The organism is Proteus sp. PR00224, from assembly GCF_016238105.1.
Lineage (GTDB): Bacteria > Pseudomonadota > Gammaproteobacteria > Enterobacterales > Enterobacteriaceae > Proteus.
This window is the reverse complement of sequence record NZ_JAEHQU010000001.1, coordinates 329,381-342,300: the sequence shown is the minus strand read 5'-3', so window position 1 is coordinate 342,300 and position 12,920 is coordinate 329,381. Positions and strand designations below refer to the sequence as shown.

General features: G+C 38.4%; 11 protein-coding genes. 7 read left to right on the top strand and 4 right to left on the bottom strand.

Annotated features, from left to right (window positions below; translation table 11 throughout):
• Positions 1–50: 50 nt before the first annotated feature.
• The 4 genes from dmsD to dmsA form a co-directional block, all read right to left on the bottom strand.
• Entirely contained in the window at positions 51–662 is a 612-nt protein-coding gene (gene dmsD / locus JEP71_RS01630; RefSeq protein ID WP_102086684.1) for a Tat proofreading chaperone DmsD, read from the bottom strand.
• 175 nt (positions 663–837) lie between these two features.
• Positions 838–1,695 carry a DmsC/YnfH family molybdoenzyme membrane anchor subunit gene (locus JEP71_RS01625; protein ID WP_198625646.1) on the bottom strand — a complete coding sequence of 286 codons (858 nt, stop codon included), beginning with the start codon at positions 1,693–1,695 and terminating at the stop codon, positions 838–840.
• Between the two features lies 1 nt (position 1,696).
• The gene (locus JEP71_RS01620) at positions 1,697–2,314 is read right to left on the bottom strand and encodes a DMSO/selenate family reductase complex B subunit (RefSeq protein ID WP_023582154.1); all 618 of its coding nucleotides are present in this window, start codon (positions 2,312–2,314) and stop codon (positions 1,697–1,699) included.
• Between the two features lie 11 nt (positions 2,315–2,325).
• On the bottom strand, positions 2,326–4,764 hold the full coding sequence (gene dmsA / locus JEP71_RS01615; RefSeq protein ID WP_102086686.1) for a dimethylsulfoxide reductase subunit A: 2,439 nt from the start codon (positions 4,762–4,764) through the stop codon (positions 2,326–2,328).
• A 677-nt stretch (positions 4,765–5,441) separates the two neighbouring features.
• Between dmsA and JEP71_RS01610 the strand changes: the two genes are divergently transcribed.
• From JEP71_RS01610 to JEP71_RS01580, 7 genes are all read left to right on the top strand, one after another.
• Complete coding sequence (locus tag JEP71_RS01610; protein ID WP_198625645.1) at positions 5,442–6,812, top strand: sucrose-specific PTS transporter subunit IIBC; 1,371 nt, start codon at positions 5,442–5,444, stop codon at positions 6,810–6,812.
• The gene (locus JEP71_RS01605) at positions 6,813–8,219 is read left to right on the top strand and encodes a sucrose-6-phosphate hydrolase (RefSeq protein WP_102086688.1); all 1,407 of its coding nucleotides are present in this window, start codon (positions 6,813–6,815) and stop codon (positions 8,217–8,219) included.
• A 63-nt stretch (positions 8,220–8,282) separates the two neighbouring features.
• Positions 8,283–9,293 carry a substrate-binding domain-containing protein gene (locus JEP71_RS01600; RefSeq protein WP_198619491.1) on the top strand — a complete coding sequence of 337 codons (1,011 nt, stop codon included), beginning with the start codon at positions 8,283–8,285 and terminating at the stop codon, positions 9,291–9,293.
• A gap of 89 nt (positions 9,294–9,382) precedes the next feature.
• Positions 9,383–10,096, top strand: coding sequence for an AzlC family ABC transporter permease (locus tag JEP71_RS01595; protein WP_226892290.1), 714 nt, complete (start codon positions 9,383–9,385; stop codon positions 10,094–10,096).
• Positions 10,093–10,407, top strand: a complete 315-nt coding sequence (locus JEP71_RS01590) for an AzlD domain-containing protein (RefSeq protein ID WP_075673103.1) — start codon at positions 10,093–10,095, stop codon at positions 10,405–10,407. Before JEP71_RS01595 ends, JEP71_RS01590 begins: the two co-directional genes overlap by 4 nt.
• Positions 10,408–10,720: 313 nt before the next feature.
• Positions 10,721–11,965: a PfkB family carbohydrate kinase gene (locus tag JEP71_RS01585; RefSeq protein ID WP_102086690.1), complete on the top strand. Its 1,245-nt coding sequence runs from the start codon at positions 10,721–10,723 to the stop codon at positions 11,963–11,965.
• Positions 11,965–12,909 (top strand): tripartite tricarboxylate transporter substrate binding protein, encoded by a 945-nt coding sequence (locus JEP71_RS01580; protein WP_102086691.1) that lies wholly within the window; start codon positions 11,965–11,967, stop codon positions 12,907–12,909. The genes JEP71_RS01585 and JEP71_RS01580 overlap by 1 nt, the downstream gene beginning before the upstream one ends.
• Positions 12,910–12,920 lie beyond the last annotated feature (11 nt).

The window sequence follows — 12,920 nt, the reverse complement described above, 5'->3', positions numbered from 1 at the left end:
AGGCTGGTCTATCTATTAATAACGCTATTTTGTTATTAGTAAAACAGTTATTAGCAAAATAACTGTTTTTCAGCAGGGGTGATATTTAGCAGAGATTGCCAGTTTTTTAGCGTTAATGTCGCCAGCATAGCTAAACCTTCATAATAAGGGAATGCACCTTGCAGAGATAACTTCTCTAAATAACGATAAGCCCACGGCAGAAGGTGTTCTGCTAATAGCTCATTTAATTTTTCAGGACGAGTTTCTGCAATCCATGCCACCATCATCACCATTAAACCAAAATGATCTTCAGGTTCATTTTGAGTTAACGCAATATCAATGCCATTTTCTAGCATCCATTCACGTAGATCTAATGTTGAATTACCGAATAATACATTTTCATGATCAAGGTAAACAGAGCCCCAAGGTGGCGCAGGCAGTGCGTAAGGGCCAACAAATAAACGTTGATATGCCTGTGCTAAAGTTTCTTCCGCTAATGCGGTTTGTGAAAGAAGGTTAGCAATGCGTTGCTTTTCTTCATCACTGCCATAAGGCCATTCTTCAACCCACTTTTGACTAGACAGCAGCTCGACAATGTCACTTTTCTCAGTAGGTGCATAATAAAAAGCCGCGCCTAAAATACGGGCAGTGAGAGAAATATCAGTAATAAGTTGTTGTTCCATAATATTTTTATAATCCGCTTAGATTTATTGTCTTTACTATATGCGATTTTCTATCTAAACATAATGACGAAGATTAAAAAAGAGCGATACCGTAATATAAAAGGAAAACCGCCATAACAGATAAAAAGAGTGTGCTTTTTAACTATTACAGCGGTTTAGATGGGTGAGAAATTAATTAACCCACTACTGCCATGCCGACAGTCATATGTAAACCATAGAACACGCCGCGTCCTATAAACTCACCAGCAAACACTAAAATAAAGCCCAATGCTAACAAAGCAATCGAAGGGTTATTTTTACGTAACAGTGGGGCAATCCAACAACTCAAGCCTAAGACTAAAGCCACTAATTTAATCCCCATCAAAGCTCCATAGTTAGGGACTAAATCCACCGCTTTTTGCACAGAGGTTTGAATAGAACCTAATTCAAAACCTTGTGATGTTGCCACAATAGCACTCACAAGAATGGCGATAACACTGAGTAATGGCAATGCACTGACACAGTTTAGATTAAAACCTGCAATACGCATTAAGAGTGCCGCTAAAACAGGACCACAGATAAAGGCCGTTAGCACAAAATTAAATGTGGTATAGCTGTTATACCAAGTCGGAACAGTATCAATTTGGTATACACGAGAGATAGCCGTAATAAATAATGCAGCTAATACCATAACCAGTGCGACCCATAATTTGCCTAATGCAACAGGCATTTTATTAAGTACAGCCAGTAACCAGTAAATACCTCCCAGCGCAAAGAAAATTGAACCGCTAGCAATTTCATTACTTAATGATGAGTGACCCAAACGAAGTAATGAGTTAAATGCGCGTAATGGGGTTCCCATATGCATCATGGATAATAAGAAGCCAATACCCATTAATGCCCAGAGTCCAAACATGCTGTAATGCACTTTTCGGTTCATTTCTGCGGAAAGCTTACCCGAAAGGATAGCGCACCCCATAATAATAAAGGCACCCGCAACACTTTGGCCGATAACAGTAAAAAACATTAGTGGCCATTCATGCAATCCCACCATCTTACACCTCCTCTGGGTTTGCCAAATGACCAGTGGTATCACCCACAGGACGGCTATTGGCATTTAATTTAAGGACAATATTTGGTTTGGTGTATTTTGCTGAAGGAAGTGGTGCAATTTCAGCTAAATCACCATATTTAGCGCGTAACTCTTCAATAGGTGCCATATCTAATGCACGCAGTGGACAAGATTCGACACAAATAGGTTTTTTGCCTTCAGCCACACGTTCATAGCAACCATCACATTTGGTCATATGACCTTTGACTTCATCAAATTGCGGTGCGCCGTAAGGGCAAGCCATATGACAATAACGACAACCGATACAAATATCTTCATTAACAACAACAAAGCCGTCTTCACGTTTATGCATCGCGCCACTTGGGCAAACTTTGGCACAAGCTGGATCGTCACAGTGGTTACACGAAATAGATAGGTAATAAGCAAACACGTTTTGTGTATAAACGCCATCTTGCTCAGTCCAATCACCACCCGCATATTCATAAATACGGCGGAAATTCACTTCAGGGGATAAATTTTTAAAATCCTTGCACGCCAGTTCACAGGTTTTGCAGCCGGTGCAACGACTTGAATCAATATAAAAACCATATTGCGTTGACATAACCAGACTCCTTACGCCTTGACGACTTCAACAAGATTACTGTGAGAAGGATTACCCTTAGCGAGAGGTGAAGGGCGTTGTGTCGTTAACACGTTAATACTACCTGCGTGATCAATTCGATTACTGTCTGGGTTATACCAAGCACCTTCGCTTAAGCCGACCACGCCCGGTAAAATACGAGGTGTGACTTTCGCATTGATCCGAACTTCACCACGATCGTTATAAATACGCACTAAATCACCGTGTTTGATACCGCGTTTAGTAGCATCAACAGGGTTGATCCATATTTCTTGAGGGCAAGCTGCCTTTAAGACATCAACGTTGCCATACGTTGAGTGAGTGCGTGATTTATAGTGGAATCCTGTCATTTGTAATGGATATTTTTCCATTGCTGGATCGCCATAGCTTTCAAAACCAGCAGAGTAGATAGGCAGTGGATCAATCACATCGTCAGACGCGAGTTCCCATGTCGCTTTAATGTCGGCAAGTTGAGAAGAATAAATCTCAATTTTACCTGATGGCGTTGTTAATGGGTTGTTTTCAGGATCTTCACGGAATTTACGATAAGCAACGTGATGACCTTCAGGATCGCGTTTTTTGAAGATACCTTGAGCACGGAATTCTTCAAAAGTCGGCAATTCAGGTAAGTTTTGACGAGATTGCTCATAAAGGTGACGTAGCCACTCTTCTTGTGTTCGGTTTTCAGTGAATTTTTCACCCACACCCATGCGTTTTGCAATTTCGCTTGTCATTTCATAGATATTACGGCTTTCAAAGCGAGGTTTGATTGCCTGATCAGCGAAAATAACATAAGCCATATTACCTGCTGATGCATCCATACAGAAATCCATTTGTTCTGATGCTGTGCAATCAGGAAGCAGAATGTCGGCATACTTAGCAGATGCTGTCATATGGTTATCGATCACCACAATCATTTCGCATTTTTTATCGTCTTGCAAAATGTCATGAGTACGATTGATTTCAGAATGTTGGTTTACTAAGCAGTTGCCCGCGTAGTTCCATACCATTTTGATTGGTACATCAAGTTTGTCTTTACCACGAACACCGTCACGGGTTGCCGTCATTTCTGGACCACGTAAAATGGCATCTGTCCACATAAACATAGAAATGCTGGTGGTAACAGGGTTAGTAAAGGTTGGCATACGAACAAAAGGAATACTGTAAGAGCCTTCACGAGCGCCAGTATTACCGCCGTTAATTCCCACATTACCTGTTAAAATAGAGAGCATTGCGATAGCACGAGAAGCAAGCTCACCGTTAGAACGACGTTGAGGACCCCAGCCTTGTGTAATATAAGCAGGTTTCGCTGTTGCGATTTCACGGGCTAATTTAACAATGCGTGAAGCAGGAATACCAGTGATCTGCGCCGCCCACTCAGGCGTTTTTGGCTGACCATCTGCACCATTACCTAAAATATAGGCTTTATAGTGGCCATTTTTTGGCGCACCCTCTGGCATAGTGGTTTCATCGTAACCAACACAATATTTATCTAAGAAAGGCTTATCAACTAAGTCTTCTTTAATCATGACATAAGCTAATGCATTAACTAATGCAGCATCTGTTCCTGGACGAATTGGGATCCATTCATCTTCACGACCAGCACCCGTATCGGTATAGCGTGGATCGATGATAATCATTCGTGCATCAGATTTTTCACGAGCTTGTTCAACGTAATAGGTGACACCGCCACCACTCATACGGGTTTCACCCGGATTATTACCGAACATCACGACAAGTTTGGTGTTTTCAATATCTGAAGGGCTATTACCATCTGCCCAACCACCATAAGTATAATTTAAGCCCGCTGCGATTTGCGCCGTACTATAGTCACCATAATGATTCAGATAACCGCCACAACAATTCATTAAACGTGCAATTAATGTTGCACCTGGTGGCCAAGACTTCGTCATGGTGCCACCTAATGTTCCTGTACCGTAGTTTAGATAAATAGATTCATTACCATAATCTTTGATTAAACGTTTCATGGTATCTGAAATAGTATCAAACGCTTCATCCCATGAAATACGTTCAAATTTACCCTCACCACGTTTACCTACACGTTTCATTGGATAACGTAAACGGTCTGGGTTGTAAACACGGCGACGCATAGAACGACCACGTAAACAAGCACGCACTTGATGTAATTCTTCGTAGACATCATTGCCCGTGTTGTCGGTTTCAACGTATTTAATTTCACCATCAATCACATGCATACGTAATGGGCAACGACTACCGCAGTTTACAGTACATGCGCTCCACACGACTTTTTCGCTATTCGTTGTTGGTTTTGTTTCCGAGGCAATGGCTTGATGAAAGGGGAGTGATAATCCACCTGCGGTTATCGCTAAACCACCCGCTGCACCTGTTTTTACAAAACGACGGCGAGATAAGGGAGTGGAAAGTAACGCCATCTCTTTGATGTTTTTCATACATTACTCACTTGATTATTAAAATTTTAAGAAAAAACAGCAGCTAATAAGCTTATAAAGAAATAATGATTGTTATTGTTGTTAAAAAATAAGCACTTTAACGTAGGCAATAAAACCCAACTGTTAATGTGGATACTACGTATTTCCTGAAAGTTGTAGTTGCTTTACATCAAAGAAAAGTGATTTATTACAAGCGTTACCAGTTTTTAAGGTTATCTTAAGTTTTTGTATTGGTTGTATTTAATCATTTGATTAACAACCTTTATATAAATAAATATATAACGATTAGTTAAGTGTTTGGATGTTATCAGTAACATTTATTAAGCCTGCTTACTTGTTTATATCTATATGATTTTGTTGGTTCAATAGTCATTTTTATTCATGCTTAACTATCATTTTTAGGGGCTATAATTATCTAACAACTAATTAACCCATTTAGCTAAACAAAAATTAAAGATAGTTTAGCTTTTCGTTGTTTTTAATTATTTAAAAGAGTCAAAACATGATTAATAAACGTGCTTTTTTGTAATTAAGATCACAATTAAACGACCTTTACCTGAGTTTTTATTGCTATCTTGAATTGATTTTTATTTAATCCAATTGTTAGCTAAACCGTTTTAGTTTTCAATTAAACTAAATACTCGCTACATAAATAAAAAAGAATGACAGAGGCTATGATGAATATTGAAAAAGTTGCTCACCAGCTTGTGCCTTTATTAGGTGGTGCTGAAAATATCGCAAGTGCAGCACATTGCGCTACGCGCTTAAGACTTGTTCTTGTTGATGACTCAAAAGCAGATAAAGAGGCAATAAATAAATTAGAGGGTGTAAAAGGGTGTTTTAGTAACGCTGGGCAAATTCAGGTCATTTTCGGCACAGGGTTAGTTAATAAAGTACATGCTGCATTTATTGCTGCCGCAGGTATTAGTAAATCTAGTAAATCTGAGGCTGCAAATATTGCGGCTAAAAAGCTCAATCCATTTCAACGAATAGCTAGACTGCTTTCCAATATCTTTGTCCCTATTATTCCTGCCATTGTAGCGTCAGGCTTATTAATGGGATTGCTGGGATTAATGAAAACTAACCAGTGGGTAAGTCCCGATAATGCACTCTATATCATGCTTGATATGTGTAGCTCCGCGGCTTTTATTATTTTGCCCATTCTTATTGGTTTTACTGCTGCAAAAGAATTTGGCGGAAATCCTTATCTTGGCGCGACATTAGGCGGAATTTTAACGCATCCAGCCTTAACTAACGCGTGGGGGGTTGCGGCTGGATTTAATACCATGAATTTTTTTGGGTTAGAAGTCGCCATGATTGGCTATCAAGGAACTGTTTTCCCAGTATTACTGGCAGTTTGGTTTATGAGTGTACTGGAAAAACAATTACGTAAAGTTGTTCCTAATGCACTTGATTTAATTATCACGCCATTTTTAACCGTTATTATTTCAGGCTTTGTTGCGTTATTAGTGATTGGACCTGTCGGTCGTCTTTTAGGTGATGGTATTTCATTAATACTAAGTACGTTAATTACGCAGGCAGGTTGGATTGCAGGGCTTATTTTTGGTGGTCTTTATTCTGTTATTGTTATTACAGGAATACACCATAGTTTCCATGCAGTCGAAGCTGGATTATTAGGGAATCCGAATATTGGCGTAAATTTCTTATTACCTATTTGGGCGATGGCTAATATTGCACAAGGAGGAGCCTGTATTGCCGTTTGGTTTAAAACCAACGATGCGAAAATTAAAGCTATTACGATCCCATCGGGTTTCTCCGCGATGTTAGGTATTACAGAGGCGGCAATTTTCGGGATTAATTTGCGTTATGGTAAACCTTTTATTGCTGCACTAATTGGAGGTGCTGCTGGAGGCGCTTGGGTTGTTGGCTCTCACGTTTATATGACCGCTGTTGGTCTTACCGCTATTCCGGGTATTGCGATTGTACAAGCGGGTTCAATTATTAATTATGTTATTGGTTTAGTGATCGCATTCTTAACAGCTTTTGTTCTTTCTCTTTTACTGAAATATAAAGTGGAGTCTGCATAAATGACAAAAAGCGAAGGATTATCTGCAATTTTACAAGCGGTTATGCGTAATAGTGCTAAAGCTGCAAAAGATAAATACTATCCGCGTTGGCATTTAGCGCCAATAACTGGGTTATTAAATGATCCCAATGGGTTTTGTTTTGATGGTAAGTATTATCATCTTTTCTATCAATGGGCGCCTCTGTCTTGTGAGCATAAAAATAAATGTTGGGGGCATTGGCGTTCAAAGGATCTTATTACTTGGCAACATCAACCTATTGCTTTATTGCCTGATGAATTTTATGACAAAGATGGCTGTTATTCTGGCAGTGCTGTGATCAATCAAGGACAATTAACGCTTTGTTATACCGGAAATGTAAAATTTGATGATGGTTCTCGTACTGCATGGCAGTGTTTAGCAGTTGAAAACCAGCAGGGTGGTTTTGATAAGTTAGGGCCTGTTTTAGGGCTTCCTGAAGGTTATAGCGGACATGTTCGTGATCCTAAAATTTGGCAACACAACGATAAATGGTACATGGTGTTAGGGGCGCAAACGTTAGATAAACAGGGTAAGGTTTTACTTTATCGCGCATCTCACTTATATCAATGGCAATTAATAGGCGAGTTAGCAGGAAGTCATTTAGGTGGATTAGATGATGTGGGTTATATGTGGGAATGCCCAGATCTCTTTGAACTTAGTGGACACTTTATTTTATTAACCTGTCCTCAAGGAATAAAAAAAGAGCAATATCGATTTTTAAATTCGCACTCTAGTGCTTATTTAATGGGCAGTTTTGATTATTCAACATTGCAGTTTCAACATGGTGATTTAATCGAACTTGATGCAGGTTTTGAGTTTTATGCGCCGCAAACCACACAAGTTAATGGTAGGCGTTTATTATTTGGTTGGATGGGGGTTCCTGATGGAGAGGAAATGTATCAACCGACCATTGCTAATGGCTGGATACATCAAATGACCTGTCCTCGTGAATTACAAATAAGCGAAGGGCAACTTTATCAGCAACCCGTAAAAGAATTACAGCAACTCAGACAAAATGTACAATATTGGCAAGGCATTGCAGATGATGCGCCTGAAATTAACGGGTTTTGTGTTGAATTAGAGGTGGAATTAATAGACTCTCTCTTAATTCAATTCTCTGATTCACTTGAATTAACCATTGAGAATAATCAAGCAATATTAAAACGTCGTAGTGTTAAAAATGGTGAATGGCAATCACGTTTCTGGTCTGGTGATATAAAACATCTTCAAATATTATGTGACAGTTCGAGCGTGGAGATTTTCTTTAATCATGGTTTGGGTGTGATGAGTAGTCGTTTTTTCCCTTCAGCAAAACAGATCATTAATTTTTCGGGTAAAAACACAATAAAGCTAACAACTTGGCAATTAAATGATGCATTGTTTAGTTAAATAAGATTAGATAAACAATAAATTAATTTAAATTCAGCAAATGCAGCCTTAAGTAAAATAATAGTGAAAAAACAAAAGCGTACGACTATTACAGATATTGCAAAACTAGCAGGTGTATCAAAAACAACAGCTAGTTTGGTATTGAATGGCCGAGGTAAAGAGATGCGTGTTGCTGATGACACCATTGCGCGTATTACCTCTATTGCCCAACAATATCAGTATCAACCTAACATTCATGCTCGCTCTTTACGTGATAATCGCAGTTATGCATTGGGATTGGTTATTCCTGATATTACTAACTACGGATTTGCCTCAGTGGCTTATGAACTAGAAATATTATGTAGAGAAGCGGGTATTCAGCTACTTATTTCCTGTACGGATGAAAATGCGGCTCAAGAGACTCTCGCAATAGAACATTTGTTATCACGACAAATCGATGGTTTGATTGTGGCTTCTTGTTTACAAAATGATTTTGAATATCAGCGCTTAAGTAAACAAATTCCCGTTGTGTTATTTGACCGTTATTTTGACGGTACAACATTACCTTTTGTTGTCACAGATTCAACTACCACGACACAACAACTTATTGCGGAGATTGCTTCAACAAAAGGCATTGATGAATTTTACTTTTTAGGTGGACAATCAACGATTTCACCCACAAAAGATCGTCTTTTAGGTTTTACGCAAGGGCTTTCTCAAGCCAATATTAATTTGAAAACAGAGTGGATCATTCACGGGCACTATCATCCAAGTTCAGGCTATGAAATGTTCGGCTCTTTATGTGCGTCTTTAGGTCGTCCACCCAAGTTTGTTTTTACTTCAGCCTGCGGTTTGCTAGAGGGTGTATTACGGTATTTAAGCCAAAATAAAATCATGCAAGATGATGTTTATTTAGCGGGTTTTGATGATCACTATCTTTATGATTCATTATCGATACCAATAGATACTATTGCACAAAATAATCCTGAATTAGCCTCTCACTGCTTTCGACTCATTATGGGATTAATTAACCAAGCAAATTTAGAAACTCACCAAATTTTTGTTCCAGCAAAAATACACCAACGACATAAATAAGATTGAGCAATTTTATGCAATATCATTTATCTTTACTGACTGATAATTATTCTCTATAGAATTAATGTATTAAAAGTGAAGACAGGTAAATGGAAAAAATCAAAAATAATAATGAAGATAGGCAAGTAATGCGTGCTTTTGGCCTTGGTGCTTTGCATGTTTTACCTTTATGCCTTGCGGTTATTCCTTGGGGAATATTAGCGGGATCAATGGCCGTTGATGCAGGATTAACCTTTGCACAAAGTGTCGGAATGTCTGCAATTATATTTGCAGGGGCGGCGCAATTGGTGACATTAGGATTAGTGGTTTCTGGTGCGGGAATGCTGACCATTATTGTTTCTGTCTTTTTTATTACAGCTCAGCATCTTTTATACGGACTAACCTTACGTCCTCATGTTGCCCATTTAAAATGGTATCAACGCATTACAATAGGTTTTTTATTAACGGATGAACTTTTTGCTGTTTCAGCACAACCTAAAGTAAAACTCACACCCGCTTATATGATAGGTGCGGGATTATGTTTTTATTTAGCGTGGGTTGCCGTTAGTATTGTTGGTATTATTATGGCAAGCCAAGTTTCTGATTTATCTCGTTATCATCTTGATTTTTCTATTGTTGCCACGTTATTGGCAATTGTTATTCCGTTAATAAAAACATTTAGTACATTAGTAGGCGTTATTGTCTCTTTTTGCCTATCTATTATTTTCAGCTGGTTGAATATAGAAGGTGGCGTAGTGATTGGTGGATTAACAGGCATGTTTATTGCTGTTTGTGTTGCTAGAGCCAGAGGGGAACAAAAATGACATGGTCGTTATTATTAATTTTGGCACTCGTCATTTTTATGTTGCGTTATTTCTTTCTTGAACCGGCGATCCCCGTCAAATTACCGTCTGTGATCAGACAGGCATTAGGATATTCTGCACCTTGTTTATTAACTGCAATTTGTGCACCCATTGTGCTGTTAGAAAAAGGCGAATTTAAAGGTATTCTAGATAATCCTTATCTTTGGGGAACCTTATTATGTGTAGGATTAGCGCTTAAAATACGTAATACCTTAGTGGTCGTGTTGCTGACATTAGTGGGCTTTTATCTGCTTAATGCTTTGTTAAATTAAATACCAAGGTGATTTTATTTAACATGGTATTTACATTTTAAAACTATCACATCTGTAATAATCTAAGTTATTATTTTATCAGCCGTTCTTGAACGGCTGATTCTACCTCTCTTTTCTAAATCTCCATTCATTATTCGACTCGTTTCACCTCTCATTTTTAACGTATGCCAATTGATGTTGTGTTAAAAAAATGTGATCTAAATTGCTTTGATTTGGTTTTGCTTCTGTTTTTGGTTTTTTGTTTTGAATACCATCGCAGAATCACTGACCTAATCTCCTTATTCTCGTTATCAATGATACGGAGGCACTTTATATGTTTTCAGAAGAACGGCGACAGGAAATTTACACCATCATCAGAGAACAAAAGAAAGTTAAAGTGGCTCAGCTTGCGGAAAAATTCAGTGTCACATTGGAAACTATTCGCAGTGATTTGAAATACCTCGAAGGAGAAGGGTTGATCAAACGTTGTCATGGTGGCGCCATACTAGGGAAACAAGAAATTAAAAAAATAAGTAAATTTAGTGATAGTTTTGATATTTCATGTTTATTGCACGATTTATTAATCGTGAGAGAACGTAAAGATAGAAAGCCAGAAGGTAAAGTCTGTGTGCTTGGGTCATTTGTGGTAGATATTATTGCCAATGTCGATTCTTTTCCAAAAGTCGGAGAGTTAATTAACTCTAAAAGCAATTCGATAGGTCCTGGTGGTAAAGGAACAAATCAGGCAATGGCTGCCAGTTTTTCTGATGCGAAAGTGCATTTAATAACAAAAGTTGGTGAAGATCATTTTAGTAAATATGCATATAAATATTTACAAGAAAGTGGAATTGATTCTTTCACTATTTTTCAAACAGAAATAGAGCCAACAGGCAGTTCAATTAGTTATTTAGCAGATAAAACACAAAACAATATTACAGCGACTTATTTAGGTGCGAACAATACATTCTCTGAGCAGGAGATTGATATTTCTTTGCCTTATGTAAGTGAGGCAGATGTGTTATTGCTCCAAGGTGAAATTAATATAGAAGCCAATATTAAAGCAGCGATGTTTGCAAAGTCTGTTAATAAAATTATCGTACTTAATGTTGCACCTTATAGCGAAGATTTAAAGCAACTTTATTCCACTCTTGATTTTATTACGTTAAATGCAAATCAAGCATCACACTGGGCTGACATTGAAATAAACGATATTAAAGACGCAACACAAGCGATTAACGTTATTTCAGGTGATGAAAATAAGAAAGTCATTATCTATATGGATGAGCTTGGTGTGGTCTATTTTGACGGACGCGCCACTTTTCATATTCCCCCTATGCCATCGTTACGAGTGGATACGATGGCAGCCACGGATGCTTTTAATGGCGCATTTGCTTCAAAAATAGCGGCAGGAGGCACAATGCATGAGAGTGTATTATTTGCCAGTGCTTTCCTCTCTGCATTTATAGAACAAAAAGGCGTAACAGCAATGCCTGTACTTTCTCAGGTTCAGGCTCGCCTTAAATCAAGGCTCGAAGATATTCGACCACAAATAATCTGCAATGAGAAAAGGTGCATATAATGAAAAAAACACTTCTGGCATTTACCCTATGCAGTTCCATTTTTACACTTCCAGCTTTTGCTCAATATCCAGAAAAGCCGATTACTATTATTGTTCCTTGGGCTGCGGGCGGTAATACTGATACTGTTGCACGCCTAGCGGCTAAAGGGCTACAAGAAGAATTAGGCGTGACCGTTAATGTGGTAAATAAAACTGGAGGTAGTGGTGTTGTAGGTCATGATGCCATTAAAAATGCAAAACCCGATGGTTACACATTAGGTATTGCAACGGTTGAAATTACCATGATGCATCATCAAGGAATGACAAATTTAACTTATCAAGATTACACACCGATTACACGTCTTGCCGTTATTTATGGTGGATTACAGGTTGGGAAATCTTCACCATTTAAAAATGCACAGGAAATTATTGATTACGCAAAAGCAAATCCGGGTAAATTAAAAGCATCTGGCAGTGGGTTAAATTCAATCTGGCATCTCAATACTATTGGTATGTTGCGTGCTGCAGGATTGCCTGATAACGCCATTCGCTTTATCCCATCTCAAGGTGCAAGTGCTGCATTACAAGAGCTTGCTTCTGGTGGTGTTGATATTGTGACCTCTTCATTAGGTGAGGCAGACAGTATGGTAAAGGCAGGATTAGTGAAGCATATGGCAATTATGTCAAATGAGAAATCGGCTTTTTATCCTGATGTACCATTATTTAAAGAAGCCACACCTTATAACTGGGATTTGCAAGCATGGAATATGCTAGTTGCGCCAAAAGGGCTAGATAAAGAAGTGCAAGATAAACTCACGGCTGCAATGAAAAAAGTGTATGCATCTGGTGAATTAGCCGAGTTTGCAAATAAACAAGGATTTGAAGTGATCGAGCTATATGGAGATGATGCCACTCAATTTATGGCCAATGAAGATAAAAAGTTTGGTGAAATTATAAAGAAATAACTGAGGAAACG